This is a genomic window from Endozoicomonas numazuensis, assembly GCF_000722635.1.
Taxonomy (GTDB): Bacteria; Pseudomonadota; Gammaproteobacteria; order Pseudomonadales; family Endozoicomonadaceae; genus Endozoicomonas_A; species Endozoicomonas_A numazuensis.
The window spans coordinates 1,678,121-1,693,720 of the sequence record NZ_JOKH01000001.1; the positions used below are offsets into that span (position 1 = coordinate 1,678,121).

Sequence of the window (15,600 nt, forward strand, 5' to 3'; positions counted from 1 at the left end):
AAATTGGAAATACGGCGTGTAGCGCAGCCTGGTAGCGCATTTCGTTCGGGACGAAAGGGTCGGAGGTTCGAATCCTCTCACGCCGACCAGTAGGAGCCTGAAGGTGTTGAAAACCTTCTCGGTTGCAGAGTAGAGAGGGTTCACCTGAAACTGAACTGAAGGCAATTCAGTTTCAGGTGGCCTGAAGACGTTCAGTGACTGTTAATGGTCAGAATTTATAAGTGACAGCAACGTAGTGGCTGATGCCTGTAGACTCCAGCTTTTTGGAGTCCTTGATCAGGTAGACATCTTTATAAAGCTTGAAGCCGTATCCTGCGGCCCAGCGCTCTGAATGCCAGTAGAAGCCATTAAACATAGCGCCACCACTGGTAGCCTGTTCATTGCCCTTGAACGTGTTTTTGGCTCCAAACTGATAATCAATGTATCCCTGGTAGGCAAGAAAGCTGTTGTTCTCAAAATGGACAAAAGGCTTGAACCAGTTTGTGGACAGTTGATAGCCATTCCAGGCTTTCTTGTTGAGCTCGTATAGACCATAAAGATTGACACCGACTTTCCCAAACCAGGGCACCATCACATCAGCGCCCAGTCCCCAGAAGGAGTTGTTGACGTCGATACTCTCCACCACCTTTCCTTGGGAATCCGTATAATTGGCACCGCCGCCTCCCCAATTAAAGAGAGTTGAGAAGTAGAGTTCCTGTACTGGCCCGAAGGAAAGATCTTTTCCTGTAATTGCGTCCAGGGAGAAGCGAGGCTGAAGTTTAAAGAAAGTTTTTGAGGAGCCTTTCTTGTCACTGTTGTCGCTATTGGTCAGATTAAAAATGTCCAAGTAGCCATACAAATCTAAAAAGCCGGATCGTCCGCCAAACTCCATTTCAAGATAATCGTGTCCGCTATTGGCGTCCTTGGGTCTGGGAAGCTCCTTATAGGCATACATCAAATTGAATTGGAGCCATTTGTAATCATTTTTATGGATGTCATCTGAGTAATCAGCTGCGGGTGCAACAGAGGCCGCAATTGACAGAGCTGAAGTGAGGGATAGAGTTTTCAGGTACTTCATGATCTGGATCCTGGGCAGAGCAAAAGAGAGTTCTTGCTGAAACCCTGAAAAGATTAGACCAGAATCAGAGTAAAGCAGGCTTGTGGAGCGATGGGTCTCTAATTTGGAACTTTGTTCTACATGATGGATTACCCTGAATTTTTCGTATCCTATGAGCTGGAAAAAGTGAAAGTCGGTCTGATTTTTTATCCATTTAAGAAGATGTGGCAAATACTTTTGTCAAAGCCGAATCATTTTGGTAGATTAGCCGCCGTTCCGTGACGAGGGCTTAGAGCCTGTCGCGAGAGGAAGACGGGGTATAGCGCAGTCTGGTAGCGCGCCTGCTTTGGGAGCAGGATGTCGGGAGTTCGAATCTCTCTACCCCGACCATTTTCTTTTTTGACTTCTCATGACTTCCAAGTATTAATTGTCATGAGGAAAATAAGATGTTCCTTCTAAAAGGAGACATCTTACGGTTAAAAACCGGGGTATAGCGCAGTCTGGTAGCGCGCCTGCTTTGGGAGCAGGATGTCGGGAGTTCGAATCTCTCTACCCCGACCATTTTCTTTTTTGATTTCTCATGACTTCCAAGTATTAATTGTCATGAGGAAAATAAGATGTNCAGAGCTGAAGTGAGGGATAGAGTTTTCAGGTACTTCATGATCTGGATCCTGGGCAGAGCAAAAGAGAGTTCTTGCTGAAACCCTGAAAAGATTAGACCAGAATCAGAGTAAAGCAGGCTTGTGGAGCGATGGGTCTCTAATTTGGAACTTTGTTCTACATGATGGATTACCCTGAATTTTTCGTATCCTATGAGCTGGAAAAAGTGAAAGTCGGTCTGATTTTTTATCCATTTAAGAAGATGTGGCAAATACTTTTGTCAAAGCCGAATCATTTTGGTAGATTAGCCGCCGTTCCGTGACGAGGGCTTAGAGCCTGTCGCGAGAGGAAGACGGGGTATAGCGCAGTCTGGTAGCGCGCCTGCTTTGGGAGCAGGATGTCGGGAGTTCGAATCTCTCTACCCCGACCACTTTCCTTTCTTACATATCTCTGACCTCATTATCCGTATCAATACTTTGTAAATATTGTTCATTTCTTATCGAACTGACAGAGCTAATATCTGTAGAATGAGCCTCCGTTAGTTTAACTTGGAGTATTAGGTGGTTACGCTCGTTGCGTATATTCTTGTCGCCCTTGGCGTCTCTTTTCTTTGTTCGGTGTTTGAAGCCGTTCTTCTCAGTATTTCACCCGCATATGTTGTCAGTCTTGAGCAAAAAGGCAGTCGCTGGGCTCCGCTGGTTCGATCAATGTACGACAGCATCGACAGACCTCTGGCAGCCATTCTGACGCTGAATACCATTGCTCATACTATTGGTGCGGCAGGAGCAGGAGCCCAGGCAACCAAAGTGTTTGGTGATGCCTATTTTGGGGTGTTCTCAGCGGTGCTTACACTGCTGATCCTTGTTATATCAGAGATTATTCCTAAAACCATTGGTGCCACATGGTGGCAGCGCCTCGTTCCATTTATGGCGTTGAGCGTTAACATTATGGTGAAGTCTCTCTTGCCTCTAATTTGGATGACAGAACTTATTACTAAAAAACTGTCGCCTAAAGACAAGAAGAACCCCTATCTCAGGGATGAAATCCGCGCCATGGCAGATATTGGTGAAGAGGAAGGCACCCTGATGGGAACCGAGTCCGATCTGATGAAGAATATGCTGCGTTTCAGGGATCTGAGCATTGTAGAAATTATGACTCCCCGTTCGGTGCTTTTCTCGCTGCAAGAGTCCACCACTACTGAAGAGTATCTTGAAAAATACTCAGATAATGGCTTTTCCAGAGTTCCTGTTTATGGTGAGGATCCTGATGATATCAATGGATTTGTCAGGCGAATGGACATTCTGGTTGCTCAGAACAAAGGGCAGAAAGTCAGCCTGGCTTCGCTTAAGCGTCCTCTAATGGCTGTGTTGGAAAATGAGTCTCTGCCTGATCTTATGGGTAAGTTTTTGGAGAAACGCTGTCATATTGCGATGGTGGTAACAGAGTATGGTGATATCCGAGGCATAGTGACGCTGGAGGATATGATCGAGACACTGCTGGGACGAGAAATTGTTGATGAAAGTGATAAGGCTGTCGACATGCAGCAGGTTGCCAGACAGAAATGGGCAGAAAGGTTGAAAGCGCCCAACTGAGACGGGGTGTCGGTCTCCAGGCTGACACCCTCCCGAGTGATTTCTGTCTATAGTTGTTGTGTAACGATCAACAAAATACACAGAAGAAACTTCATGGCGATTTTAGAACTGGTTCCGGAATCTAATCCTGTATTAAGAACACCCACCACTCCTGTTACTGACTTTGGTCCAGCTTTTCAGAAAATAGTGGATGATATGTTTGAAACCATGTACGCCGTTAATGGTGCAGGGTTAGCTGCCACTCAGGTAGGTTTGGGTATCAGGGTGGCCGTGATTGATGTGACATCTGATCAAAGCCAGGCTCTGGTGATCGTAAACCCGGAGATTATTGAAACATCTGGCGAGCAGAAAATGGACATGGGGTGTTTGTCACTGCCAGGTTGCTGGGCTTCGGTTAAGCGCGCTGGATGGGTGAAAGTCAGGGCTCAGGATCGTCACGGTGAAGTGTTCGAAATAGAAGGTGAAGGGGTTCTTTCAGAGGCTTTTCAGCATGAAATTGATCATCTGAATGGCATACTGTTTATTGATAAACTTTCCGTTCTGAAACAGAAGATGGTCCGTCAGCGAGCCCGCAAAGTACTCAAGCGACACGAAAGAGGACAAAAATAAGGCTCCGTTGGGAGCCTTATTTTATTGGGTATTTTTTCATCATTGAGGCAGGGTGGAAAATGTTCTGCTCATAGCGGTTAAAGAATCGTCATGAATGCTTAAGGTGCTTTTTCAAGAACTGTTCTGCTCTTCTGTAACCTGCTACCCAGGGCGCATGACAGAGGAAAGAATGCACTTCATCTGGAATGGCCATACCCTCAACGGTGATATTCCGTTTTCTTAACTCATTGTACAGTCTCTGTGATTCCTCAAAGTGAACATTGCGGTCGTCATCAGGGTGAATCAGCAGTACGGGAGATTGCCAGGTATCCAGGTAATGCCAGGGTGAGCTTTCCAGAGCTTTCTGGGCACGCTTCTGAGCGGCTTCCATTTCTTCAGCCGCCATACAGGAAAATTTTTCCGAGTCCCAATGTCTCTGGCGAAATTCTCTGGGAAAGTGGTGACAGCCCTCAATATCAACACCGGCCTTAAACAGGTCGCTGTTTCGGGCCAGCGCCATGGCAGTCAGATAGCCGCCATAAGATTTTCCCCATATACCGAGCTTCTCAGCATTAACGTCTAAACGACTGGCAAGCCATTCGCCTGCAGCTTGAACATCCTGATACTCGGTTGCACCATTCCAGCCGTATGGGCCAGGGTGCCGGAATTCCTTGCCATAGCCTGAACTGCCTCGGTAATTCAGGGAAAGTACCAGAAACCCCTGTGAGACGAGGTATTGGTTGAAGGCATAAACGTAGGACAGTCCGTGCCAGTTACTGAATCCTGCAACAGTCTGGCACCAGGGGCCTCCATGAAGGGTCAGCAGGGCAGGGAAAGGCCCCTTGCCTTCTGGTTTCATCAGCTGACCATGAACTTCCAGACCATCTTTGGAATGAAAGCTGATGCCTTCCACCTTATTAAAGCCCCGGCATCCGACTTCGTAGGCAGGTTGTCCAAAGCAGTATACCTGTTGGTCGTCAGGCCGGATCAAAACGGGTATCAGAGGTTGCTGGTCGCCCCCCATGATCAGGCCTACAGCGTTTCCTGAAGCAACGGAAACCGGCTGAAAGGCAATGCTACCCTCTGGCAGCAAGCTTTGCAGGTCTTCTTCGGAACCATTACTCAGGTTCAGGCGGGAAAGGCGGTAACCATGATGTTTGCCTTCATTGTGGGTGAAATAAAGCCAGCCACCGTGCCGGTCAACGTCATAACTGTGAATCAGGAACTCTCCCTCGGTCAGGGTCTCAACATGTCTTCGGTTTATATCCAGCCGGTAAACATGATTCCAGCCACTGACTTCATGACTGAACAGCAACTGTGATTCATTCACCCAGATAATAGGTCTGTCACCCTCCTGAAGGCTGATGCCATCTCCTTCAGGACACTGCCAGTACTGTCGGGCTTTCATGGAATTTGTGTTAAATATCCAGAGTTCAAACCGGTCAAAAAAACGGTTGAACCAAAAGTCCGTGATATCCGGTTTGACGCCATGGCATTTCAGGTAAGCAATATGTTGGCCGTCTGCAGACCAGGTGGGTTGAATATCTCTGTCAAAGCTGGGGTTTAGCCATTGAATACGATCCAGTCCGGGTGTGTGAATACCAATAAAGCTGTGTCGATGGCGGCTGATGGTCATGGCCAGCCGGTCTCCCTGTTCTGTCCAGCTGAGCTCGGTGATGTTGCCACGGGTAGAGAGCACTTCTTCAGGCTCCAGAGAACTGGATGCCGTATCGATTTTGAACAGTTGTCCCTTTTTACAGAAATATATTTCTGTGGAGTCGGGTCGGAAACAGGCCAAATGAGTTTCAGCCAGCTCAACAGGGTGGGAGTCCCTGCTGTCGAGATCGATAAACCATAACATCTGTTTAGGAGGTGTATTCAAAGACAGTGGATTGGGATATTCACCCAGTACATTCTTGCCTTCACCTCTTATAAAAAGCAGGTAGCGACCCTCATCTGAGATCTGTAATCCAGAGATCATCTGACCATCATCTTCTCGCCAGGCAGATACTTGAGCGGGGTCGTAACCGGGCGCTGAAGCAATAAACAGATTACGAATACCTTTTGTAGTCCGTATCCATACCAGACGATCTTTGTGACGAGCACTGACCATGTTTTGAGCAAAGGTAAAACCCAGGTACTCATCAAGGGACTGCATATTCAGACGCTCCACCAGAATTATTCCCTTAAGGAAAGTTAATGGAGTTTATTTACGCAAGCCGTATGGCTGTTTTGCTTATCGACGAAATGCAGGGTTCTGGCTGTTAATGCTTTTCTTGATTATCTGTACAACCTTCATCATGGGAAGCTGGAAGGTGAAGGAGCTTCCAGAAGGCCCTTTACTATTGGCCTGGATGGTCCCTCTGGAGCAGGCAAGTCTACCTTTCTTGAAGAATTCACTGAAGAGATTCGAGTCTCTTCAGCACGCTATCATCAATCACATCCGGAGCAGTTGGAGAGAGTTTGTAATCTGGAAACACTGGAGATCGGGGTTGAAAGGGTCAATGCCACTGAACCTGTTTCTCCTACATGGCCCAATCGCCCTGTTTTGCCAGAATTGAGAGGGCATTCTCAGTGGTAGCCTGAGCGATCTCTTCAACAGGGCTGGCACGTAATTCGGCAATTTTTCGAAGGACAAGGGGGAGTTGGGTTGGAGTATTTCTCTGACCCTGATAGCCAGACATGGGCATATCAGGGGCATCGGTTTCCAGAACAAGGCTGCTCAGGGGAAGAGTCGCTACCAGCTGACGTGTCTTTCTGGCTCTCTCGTAGGTGATTGTGCCACCAAACCCTAACTTAAAACCCAGCTCTATGTACTGTCTGGCCTGCTGTTCACTGCCAGAAAAGGCATGAACGATGCCTCCGTTTTTCAGTTTAAACTGTCTCAGCTGTTTAAGAATGTCATCGTGCGCTTTGCGACAATGAAGAATCACCGGTAGATTGAATTGATCAGCAACTGCCAGCTGTCTGACAAAATAATAATGTTGTTGAACGCGATTTGAGTCAGCCAATGCATAGTCCAGGCCGATTTCACCGACTGCCGAAACCGTCTCAGAATGGTGCTTCAACGATTCTTTCAGGTCATCAAGGTGAGATTCTTTGTGGCTATCCAGAAAATAAGGGTGTAATCCCAGTGCGACATAACGTCGCACAGAGTCCGGTTTCTGATTGAAAAGCTTGAGAATTCTTGGCCAGAAGCGAGCCTCTGTTGCCGGGATGCAGATGGATCGAATACGCTCATCCCAGCACTGATTAAGGGTTTCCTCACGATCTTTATCGAACTCAGGGAAGTCCAGGTGGCAGTGACTGTCAAACAATTCTGGCATGGGTTTCATGAAGTCCACACAGTTGGTGATAGGGCGTCAGTCTGCTATGTTACCTCGATGAAAATAAAGCAGTATACAGGGTTGGGCGTTTCGCTGGTGTTGATGGCAGCACTGGTTTTTTTACCCAGCTATTTTAAGTCGAAATCTGAAACTGAGCTGGCCCAACAGAGCTATCAGAAGAAATGCCTGGTAGCAGAAGGCTGCAGACTGATGACAGGGGATCGTCATATTGAACTGAATATCAAGCCTTCCAGCCTTCCTAAGCTGGAGCCACTGGATATTGAAGTTCGACTGGAGGGAGTACCAGCAGATAAGGTCACCATGGAGTTTTTTGGTCGAGACATGCCGATGGGGTTGGCGCCTTTTCCTCTTTATAAACAGCCCTCACTTCTTGGGCCGTCGATATACAGTGGTATTGGCAACCTCGCGTTCTGCACAGTCGATAAAAAAATGACCTGGCTGGCCAGGCTGGTGATTGAATCAGATTCCGTAGTGACAACGGTCGTATTTGAACTGGAGAGTTGAAGCATGAAGCCTCTGGCAATAAAGGCGCTGGGTATTATTACAGGGATTACATCTCTGGCCCTGCAGGCTGCAGATGTTGAGATCAAGGATCAGTACGCAAGAGCGGTTCCTGCTGTTTCTACAAACTCTGCTGCGTTTTTGACCATTACCAATAAAGGTAAAGAGGATATCAAACTGGTCTCTGCTGACAGTGATATTGCTGACCGGGTGGAATTGCATGGTCACAAGCATGAAGGAAACATGATGAGAATGTTCAAGCTGGATGACATTGACCTTCCGGCAGGCAAAACTGAAGCTCTGAAAAGTGGCGGTAGTCATATCATGCTGATGGGACTAAAGAAGCCCATGAAAGCGGGAGATCAGGTCGATATCACCCTGCATTTCTCAGACGGTGATGCTGTCGACGTTAACGTGCCGGTGAAGGACCTCAGTGAGCAAACCAAAGACACAGCGCACGGAAGTGCTATGAAAGACAGTAAGATGGATCACAGCTCAATGGATCATAGCAGTATGAAGCACTGAGGAATTGTCTGAAATTTATTTCCCGGTTCAAGCTCTCTCAAAGCCCGTTCGGGCTGAGCCTGTCGAAGCCCAATACCGCGACCCTTCGACAGGCTCAGGGTGAACGATATCCGAGCGTATATCGGGAAGTTATTATGAACAGAGAGGCTCGATCGTTTGTCGAAGCTTGCAGTGACGTTGAGTAGAGGATTTGGCAACAGGGGCAACTTCAGTCATAGAGACTCCGGTTGTAATGGCAGTACAGGGCGACTGCGTCCCTTGCTGTTTCCAGAGAGAAGGGGTTATCCCGACGTGGAAATATAAGCTGTCTACACCTTACCTGGCATCTGTATTGCGAAGAGCCCGTCTGTCAGGCTCATACTATTGGGCAGAGGGATAGCAATATTAGGCCAATAAATCAGTTCTTGCCTGATGGAACCACTTTGGAGCCTGTCCAAAGTGGTTTCAGAACTGAGGGGGGTCAGTGCTCGCGAGTGGTTCGGAAGGTGATATCCGGGTAGCGTTCCTCAGCCAGTGACAGGTTGACACGGGTGGGGGCCAGGTAGGTCAGGTAACCACCGCCATCAATGGCCAGGTTATCAGCGCATTTGCGTTTGAATTCTTCCAGTTTGCGTTCGTCTGCACAATTGACCCAGCGGGCAGTATTGACGTTGACGGGTTCGTACATGGCTTCCACCTTGTACTCGTCTTTAAGGCGACGCATAACAACATCAAACTGGAGTACGCCTACCGCACCAAGAATCAGGTCGTTATTGTTCAAAGGCATGAACAGCTGAGTAGCCCCTTCTTCAGAAAGTTGTTGTAGACCTTTCTGGAGTTGTTTGAGCTTCAGAGGGTCTCTCAGGCGAACACGTTTGAAGAGTTCCGGAGCAAAGTGTGGGATGCCACTGAAACGGATCTCTTCACCCTGACTGAATGTATCACCAATCTGGATGGTACCGTGGTTGTGCAGGCCGATAATATCACCCGACGTGGCTTCTTCCACATGAGAACGATCACCTGCCAGAAAGGTTACAGCGTCGGCAATTTTGACATCTTTACCGGTGCGCACGTGCTTCATTTTCATATTGCGGGTGTATTTACCGGAGCAGATGCGCAAAAAGGCAATACGGTCGCGGTGTTTCGGATCCATATTGGCCTGAATTTTGAACACAAAGCCGGAGAACTTGGCTTCGTCAGGTTCTACTGCTCTCTGGTCTGTTTCGCGAGCCAGTGGTGCCGGTGCCCATTCAGCAAAATCGTCCAGCATTTCACGCACACCAAAGTTGGCCAGGGCGGTACCGAAGAAAACCGGAGTCATTTTGCCGGCGCGATAGGCTTCCAGATCAAATTCGTGACTGCCACCGCGTACCAGCTCTACTTCATCGAAAAAGTCATCATAAATATCACCCAGCAGCTCTTTGGCTTCGTCAGAATCAATACCGTTGATGCGAATGTCGTCGGGGATTATGTGTCCCTGACCCGGGGTGAAGACGTGAATGGTGTCTGTGTAGAGGTTATAGACCCCTTTAAAGTTTTTACCCATGCTGATAGGCCAGGTAATGGGTGCACACTGTATCTTCAGGATGCTTTCCACTTCGTCCAGTACTTCAATCTGGTCCCGAACTTCACGGTCCATCTTGTTGACAAAGGTAAAGATAGGCGTGTCTCTCAGACGGCAGACTTCCATCAGTTTAATGGTGCGGTCTTCGACACCCTTGGCGCCGTCAATCACCATCAGGCAGCTGTCTACAGCCGTTAGCGTTCGGTAGGTGTCTTCGGAGAAATCTTCGTGCCCGGGAGTATCCAGCAGATTGACAGTACAACCTTTATAGGGGAACTGCATAACGGAGGTGGTAATCGAGATGCCCCGTTCCTGCTCCATTTTCATCCAGTCAGAAGTCGCCATTCGTCCGGTTTTACGGCCCTTGACAGTTCCCGCCATCTGGATAGCACCACCCAGTAGCAGTAGCTTTTCTGTGATGGTGGTTTTACCGGCGTCCGGGTGACTGATGATCGCAAAGGTTCGACGCCTTGCCACTTCGGGGGATAATCCACTCATTGATGTATTGCCTGATTTCAGAGCTTGGAAAAATGGCTGCATTATATCGGCTCTGTGGCGCAAAGCCAGTACACCATGCATGCTGACGGTCTGAATATGGGTGATCAGCTTAAAACAGTCAGTCTTGAGAAGCAGAAAAGGCGAGAGTAAGTTATACCCATTGCATATTCTAACTACGCTATTGCGCGGGTAAGCTGAACACAATTCCAGTGTTGTAACTCCTCGTAATAGCTAGCTATTAATCGTCATTCCGTCTTGGTCTTATGTCAGCTTGCCATGCTCAGTACGGTAGTTAGAAAATGCGATGGGTATTATCTGGTCAAAATTCGAGTCAACGGTCACTTTATTAAAGCCATTCGGTTCTTCTTTCTGTGTTGACCTGTGAACGAAATACGAGGGTTTTCTTCGTATGAATGAGTTTGATTTAAGTGAGCTTTGCAGGGTTTTGGTCAAACTGGCCGATAACAGTTTTCGAGGAGATTTGAGATAAGGACGCTGAGGCTTTGATTCCATCGCAACGGACTTTGCAATGTCTGCAACCACTGTTGAACAGGGAGCGGGATGAGTCTCCGAACAATCCTGTCAAAGGTCAATGGCGGGGCCGTGAAGCCGAGTTGTTGCCACTTCCCATCAGGCAATTGGGAGAAGGTGATGCACTCAGTGCCGGTGAAGGAGCTGCGGCCTTTGCCACCAAATACGGCAATTATGTAGAAAAACAGCTGCACTATGACCTCAAGAGTAAACCACTGAATCAGCGAACACTCAAAAAACTGGAAACTGCAGCCTCAAGCTTGTTGCGTGATGTCAGAAAGTTGAATCAAGACAGTATCGAATACTGGCTGGAATCCGGCATGGTTGAGAAAGCATTTGAGCGGGCAACACCTTTCAAGTGGCGGTCTCTTCCTCCTCACGAACAGGAACACCTTAGTGAAGTGCTTCAGTTTCAGCTTTCCCTCAACACCGACTATCTGAGTTATTCAAAGGCGCTGGATCTGGCGGTTAAAACGGTCAGGCAGCATGAATCCATATTCTCGGCGAATGCTCCCAGAACCGCACAGTTTCTCACCGGGGAATCACAGGGTCCCCATACGCTTTTTCCCGGTCAGCTCAGACTCTGGGCAGCGGAGCACTTTGATAAAGACAAAGTCCCGGGGACTCCGATAGAAGACGATGGAATAGATCTTTATATCAGTGAGTATGAGATGAAACTGGTTGGTAATGCCGAATATTACACCAACCGCGTTTCAGGTCTTCTCTCAGGTTCTCCACTGGAGCGTCTGGAGCATTTCAGTTATGCACAGCAGGCGGAAGAGGCCCGGGATGTTGCCAAAAAACTGATCAAGACACTGGATGCCCTTGAGCGTCATTCAGACAATATTCCTGCTGAACTGAGAAATGCATTAACCCAGGATCTGGTAGGGCAGTTGGATGACTTGCTGGACTTGATTGATCATTTAGAAGTGAGTGATGAAGAAGATCCTCTGGGTCCTCAGCAGTGGGAGAAGTTTAAATATCTGGAGGTATTGTCTTCGATCAAGGTACTTGAGCGTGAAATGGTGGAAATCAAAAGCTCGGGAGAGGAGGGGCAGCTCAGCAGTAAGAAAGTTCGGAAGCTGGCACAATTAAAGGCTCTACATCAGGAGTGGAGTGAACACCTCAGAAGTATTGAGCAAAAAACGGATAATGATTTTCCTCCAGCCAGAAGTCATTCAACGGGAGGAGTATCTCGGAGTGATGTTCAGCCATTGAATGATGCCAAAGTCTATACCGCGAGTATTCTGAAACAGTTGGATGAAGTTGGACTGGATAAGCCTGAGAAAAAGCTGAAGCATGCTCGCAGTCTGGTGCTCTCAACCGTTCAGTGGGAAACCGTCACTACCCATCTGGATGTGAGGGTCGAAGGGCAGGTTCGACATTATGAAAATCAGTTGATTCCGGCCTCCCAGATTAAATGGGGGGAGGGGGGAAGAGATGTCTTCAAACACTCTTATCATGGCACGGGCAGACCATCGACTGAAACAAAGGAATTGTTTCATGCCATGAACATGGGGCAAACAGAACTGTCGACTACTGAAAAAGGAAAAAAGAAAGTTCTGTTCAAAGGGTTGCGTTCAGGGACGCTCAGTGCCTACGGAATAAAAGATAAAAAGCCCAGGCGCGCTGCAGCCAGAAATCGTGCCAGAGAACTGGTGACTGCAGGGGTTAAACAGTTTCTTGAAGATAATCCTGATTATCTGACATCAGGTAAGCCTATCCCGTTGAAAATGCTCTCAACCTCTCTGCTCAGCGCAGATAAACTCAGACATTATTTGCACATCCATGACGATGAACTGACTATGCAGCGAGAGCAAGTGGCTGCACTCAAAGAAATACAGAAAGAACTCAATGGCGGTAAGCCTCTGGTGTTTTTTGATGCCAGTGGCAAAGAGCATAAGCTCTCAGTGGATATGAAATTGGCCAATACCAATTATGGGGTCAACTCACTTTCACTGGGTGGTTTAAAATCCATCACCCGCCCTTGGGGAGAAGCTAAGCGTGTCAACAACGAAGGACTGATTGAACTGATGGGGTCTGTTGATCAGTTTGACTCTGTTGGAGGGTGGGTTGGAGATTATCTGGCGAGTGGTGCATCGGAAGAATCCAAAAACGTTGTACGAATGCTGGTTGAGCAAATCAGAGATCTGCATGCATCAGGTGACTATCGAAAAGAAGGCGAAGACGCTTACAAGATGATTGAGCGGTTGCAGTTGCTGGCTTTCAAAATAGGTGCGGTGGGCCATATCAATTGTAAAAGTGGTAAAGACAGAACGGGAGAGGCTGATGCATCTATCAAGCGCTTTGCAGCGGAAGTGGAAGCCAGAGGGTATGTGCCTGATCCCCGTAAGCCTATTGGCAGGGAAGATCGTAATCTCAGCCAGGCTTTCCAGTTTGGCTCAGGGAATATTGAATGGCAGCAAATGAATATTAACCGGCCAGGCTTTAAGACTCAGCTGAATAAAAAACGTTTGGGTGAGTTTGCTTACCAGCGCTCTCATAAAGCCCGGTTCAACGTGAAATAACAACTTACTGTCTTCTAAGGAAAGTTCGGCATTAATTTCCTTTTTTGACCAGACCCCGTTCGGGCTGAGCCACCACCCTTAGACAGGCTCAGGGTGAACGGAGCCCATGTTTTAATCGGGAATTTATTTCGAGAAAAATCCTAAAGGAATAGCAAATGCTTGATGCGGAGCCAGTAACCGTCAGGGATGGTCATTATCAGAAGGTCTCTGATTATTATCAGGATGCTTTGGCTTTAAGTCGAACAGATGATAAAGCAACCAGTCTTGAACCCGACAAACAGACGGGAAGACTGAGAGCTCGTGAAGTGACATTAAGCAGCTATCTGACCACACGCCTTTCTTTCTCTCCTCCCATGGCAGAAGTGTCAAAAGCAATTAATCAGATGACAGTAGCCGCTGCAGAGTGGGAACAAAAGCTGCAGATGCCTGTTTCAGTGGATCAGTTTAAAGTGGCCGACTCTTATGATCCCACGCCTGAAACGCTGTCAAGGCATTTGGAAGGTCTGCTTAATCAGAAAGCTTCACAGTATTTGCGTTTGTCAGAGCGATTGCTCGGGCGATTAAAGGCCTGTGGAGAGCATCCGGATTCGAATTGGCGAAATACCAACAAGCAATTTGAGGCAATAGAACAGGAGTTTTTTGACGGCTACCGTCGTTTGGTTTCTCTCTGTCTGGTTTCTCTATGTAGTAGCGATCTGGAAGTCATGAACAAGGAGTTTCATGAGTTTCTGGATCTCTCTATCGTCAGTGCTCAGGATCATTTGGAAAAACTGCCGGTCAGTCGTGTCGTAAAACAGCAACTGCTCGATGCGCTTTACCAGCGTATGCAACTCTTTATCGACCTGATGCAAAGCTATTGTTTTCTTACGGAAGGACAGGCAGGAAAGCTGAAAGTGGCGGAACCACGGGTCGTCAAACTACCCGCGCCGGGCTTTGCCTTTAAAGAGTTAAGAACCTACAGAACTCCAGAGTCTGGACCTTTTTATATGGAGCTTCAGGAAGGTCAGTCCTGCAGCAGGCATGCGGCCAATGCTTTTTTTGGTGGGCCTCTGGTGATGCAGCCGGTTTCTCATGAACCTTTGCCAATGGATGTTGTTCTACCGGACATGAAACAGATTCTGTCCCGGTTGGAAAATAAGGAAATGTTTGGCCAGCCTATGCCGGTGGCGGGTGGACAGTTTTTGATGAGCAGGGAGCTGGCCGCAGCGCTGGATAAATTGAAGTATGACAGAGTGATGCTGGTTTCAGGGATCAATTCACATTATGTGTGTTTTCGCAGAGACATCCAGGGGCAGTGGTACAAGCTCGAGAGTGTGGCTTATGAAAAAGGTGAGCAGGAGCTCATCAGTCCGGGGCGTTACTTGCTGGAGAGAATCTACAACCAACAGGACTTGCAGAATCTGGAAGATGGAGATGCCCAGGTGGATATTATCCATCTGGAGGGAGAGAACCTTCCCGGGCGGGTTTTTCAGTTCTAATCAGAACGTTCTGGCTACTGCAAAACGAGCCAGGTCTATCATGGCATCCCGGTATGCCCTGTCAGGTAGAGCCTGCAAGCTGGCAATGGATTTTTCAGATTGTTCTCTGACTTTCTGGGAAGTGTAATTCAGTGCTCCACAGGCGCGAACCGCTTCGACAATTTGATCAATCTTATCCAGGCCACCTTCTTCAATGGCTTCTCTTACCAGAATTTTCTGCTCTGGATTACCTTCGGAGAGAGTAAAAATCAAAGGCAGAGCAGGTTCCCTTGGTTGACTCGGCTGAGAGGACAGCGTAATAACCCCGCCTCCTACTCGATTATATAAAAAGAGAACAATGGAATTTCATCATTGTTTACACTCAAAACTTTCTGCCACATCTGTTGCCTGGGTAGGGTACTCAATATTCAGATTAAAAAGCGGGTCACACGTCAGGATTGAGTTCAGGTTGCTGATGTAACCAACGCCTCCCATTTTACACCTCTCGTCTGCATTTTCGAGGGTCAGTGTTTTGATACTATTATACGCATCATTTGTCATACACTGAGTAACCAACAGACCTTGATGGTTTTCCCCAAGGCAAGGATAGTAAGCGGAATTAGAACAGGTAATCAGGTAATTTCCGGCGGGAAGGAAGTCGCTGCTTGTATGTATTTCAGCAACCAGCTCGCCGGGCGTGCATTGCAGATTGTCATCTTCTAAAACAATGTCTTTTCCGTCAGCAATACAGTCAGAAACCCCATTCAATCTCAAGGTTTTGTCATTACAGGCAGTAACCAGACTGTCACTATTGCTTTCATAAAATGTATATCCTATATCACATGCCGATTTTA

Annotated in this window: 12 protein-coding genes and 4 tRNA genes; 10 read left to right on the forward strand and 6 right to left on the reverse strand. The window is 47.7% G+C overall.

The features are described from left to right. Window positions 1-12 precede the first annotated feature (12 nt). Window positions 13-89 (forward strand) — tRNA-Pro (locus tag GZ78_RS07330). 119 nt (window positions 90-208) lie between these two features. Here GZ78_RS07330 and GZ78_RS07335 read toward each other — a convergent pair. Continuing rightward, complete coding sequence (locus tag GZ78_RS07335; RefSeq protein WP_201772664.1) at window positions 209-1,057, reverse strand: nucleoside-specific channel-forming Tsx family protein; 849 nt, start codon at window positions 1,055-1,057, stop codon at window positions 209-211. Between the two features lie 292 nt (window positions 1,058-1,349). Here GZ78_RS07335 and GZ78_RS07340 point away from each other — a divergent pair. The 5 genes from GZ78_RS07340 (at window position 1,350) to def (ending at window position 3,837) form a co-directional block, all read left to right on the forward strand. After that, a tRNA-Pro gene (locus GZ78_RS07340) sits at window positions 1,350-1,426 on the forward strand. 94 nt (window positions 1,427-1,520) lie between these two features. Beyond that, window positions 1,521-1,597, forward strand: a tRNA-Pro gene (locus GZ78_RS07345). A gap of 392 nt (window positions 1,598-1,989) precedes the next feature. Continuing rightward, window positions 1,990-2,066, forward strand: a tRNA-Pro gene (locus tag GZ78_RS07350). 130 nt (window positions 2,067-2,196) lie between these two features. Further along, complete coding sequence (locus tag GZ78_RS07355) at window positions 2,197-3,228, forward strand: CNNM domain-containing protein (protein ID WP_034833854.1); 1,032 nt, start codon at window positions 2,197-2,199, stop codon at window positions 3,226-3,228. A gap of 93 nt (window positions 3,229-3,321) precedes the next feature. Then, window positions 3,322-3,837, forward strand: a complete 516-nt coding sequence (gene def / locus GZ78_RS07360) for a peptide deformylase (protein WP_034833856.1) — start codon at window positions 3,322-3,324, stop codon at window positions 3,835-3,837. A gap of 88 nt (window positions 3,838-3,925) precedes the next feature. Here the strand turns inward: def and GZ78_RS07365 are convergent, their stop codons facing one another. Together GZ78_RS07365 and GZ78_RS07375 are read right to left on the reverse strand one after the other, a co-directional pair. Beyond that, window positions 3,926-5,974, reverse strand: coding sequence for a prolyl oligopeptidase family serine peptidase (locus GZ78_RS07365; protein ID WP_034833858.1), 2,049 nt, complete (start codon window positions 5,972-5,974; stop codon window positions 3,926-3,928). A gap of 367 nt (window positions 5,975-6,341) precedes the next feature. Continuing rightward, complete coding sequence (locus GZ78_RS07375; protein ID WP_236631492.1) at window positions 6,342-7,142, reverse strand: TatD family hydrolase; 801 nt, start codon at window positions 7,140-7,142, stop codon at window positions 6,342-6,344. Window positions 7,143-7,199: 57 nt separating this feature from the next. Here GZ78_RS07375 and GZ78_RS07380 point away from each other — a divergent pair, with 57 nt between their 5' ends. After that, window positions 7,200-7,667, forward strand: a complete 468-nt coding sequence (locus tag GZ78_RS07380) for a hypothetical protein (protein ID WP_034833861.1) — start codon at window positions 7,200-7,202, stop codon at window positions 7,665-7,667. A 3-nt stretch (window positions 7,668-7,670) separates the two neighbouring features. Then, on the forward strand, window positions 7,671-8,189 hold the full coding sequence (locus GZ78_RS07385) for a copper chaperone PCu(A)C (RefSeq protein WP_051785910.1): 519 nt from the start codon (window positions 7,671-7,673) through the stop codon (window positions 8,187-8,189). A gap of 460 nt (window positions 8,190-8,649) precedes the next feature. Here GZ78_RS07385 and GZ78_RS07390 read toward each other — a convergent pair whose 3' ends face one another. Further along, on the reverse strand, window positions 8,650-10,230 hold the full coding sequence (locus GZ78_RS07390; protein WP_034833862.1) for a peptide chain release factor 3: 1,581 nt from the start codon (window positions 10,228-10,230) through the stop codon (window positions 8,650-8,652). A gap of 503 nt (window positions 10,231-10,733) precedes the next feature. Here GZ78_RS07390 and GZ78_RS07400 point away from each other — a divergent pair. Together GZ78_RS07400 and GZ78_RS07405 are read left to right on the forward strand one after the other, a co-directional pair. After that, complete coding sequence (locus tag GZ78_RS07400) at window positions 10,734-13,289, forward strand: inositol phosphate phosphatase SopB (protein ID WP_152558592.1); 2,556 nt, start codon at window positions 10,734-10,736, stop codon at window positions 13,287-13,289. A 155-nt stretch (window positions 13,290-13,444) separates the two neighbouring features. After that, the gene (locus GZ78_RS07405) at window positions 13,445-14,767 is read left to right on the forward strand and encodes a hypothetical protein (RefSeq protein ID WP_034833867.1); all 1,323 of its coding nucleotides are present in this window, start codon (window positions 13,445-13,447) and stop codon (window positions 14,765-14,767) included. Here GZ78_RS07405 and GZ78_RS07410 read toward each other — a convergent pair whose 3' ends face one another. Then, a complete protein-coding gene (locus GZ78_RS07410; protein WP_034833868.1) occupies window positions 14,768-15,019 on the reverse strand; it encodes an isoprenoid biosynthesis enzyme family protein in 252 nt (83 codons plus the stop codon). It abuts the gene before it with no gap. Between the two features lie 96 nt (window positions 15,020-15,115). Continuing rightward, window positions 15,116-15,600, reverse strand: a 485-nt coding sequence (locus tag GZ78_RS07415; protein WP_034833870.1) for a hypothetical protein, incomplete at its 5' end; no start/stop codon positions are given.

Coding starts and splice junctions, on each gene's coding strand:
- GZ78_RS07335 (WP_201772664.1), bottom strand. CDS start 1,057: ATGAAGTACCTGAAAACTCTATCCCTCACTTCAGCTCTGTCAATTGCG.
- def (WP_034833856.1), top strand. CDS start 3,322: ATGGCGATTTTAGAACTGGTTCCGGAATCTAATCCTGTATTAAGAACA.
- GZ78_RS07365 (WP_034833858.1), bottom strand. CDS start 5,974: ATGCAGTCCCTTGATGAGTACCTGGGTTTTACCTTTGCTCAAAACATG.
- GZ78_RS07375 (WP_236631492.1), bottom strand. CDS start 7,142: ATGCCAGAATTGTTTGACAGTCACTGCCACCTGGACTTCCCTGAGTTC.
- GZ78_RS07380 (WP_034833861.1), top strand. CDS start 7,200: ATGAAAATAAAGCAGTATACAGGGTTGGGCGTTTCGCTGGTGTTGATG.
- GZ78_RS07385 (WP_051785910.1), top strand. CDS start 7,671: ATGAAGCCTCTGGCAATAAAGGCGCTGGGTATTATTACAGGGATTACA.
- GZ78_RS07390 (WP_034833862.1), bottom strand. CDS start 10,230: ATGAGTGGATTATCCCCCGAAGTGGCAAGGCGTCGAACCTTTGCGATC.
- GZ78_RS07405 (WP_034833867.1), top strand. CDS start 13,445: ATGCTTGATGCGGAGCCAGTAACCGTCAGGGATGGTCATTATCAGAAG.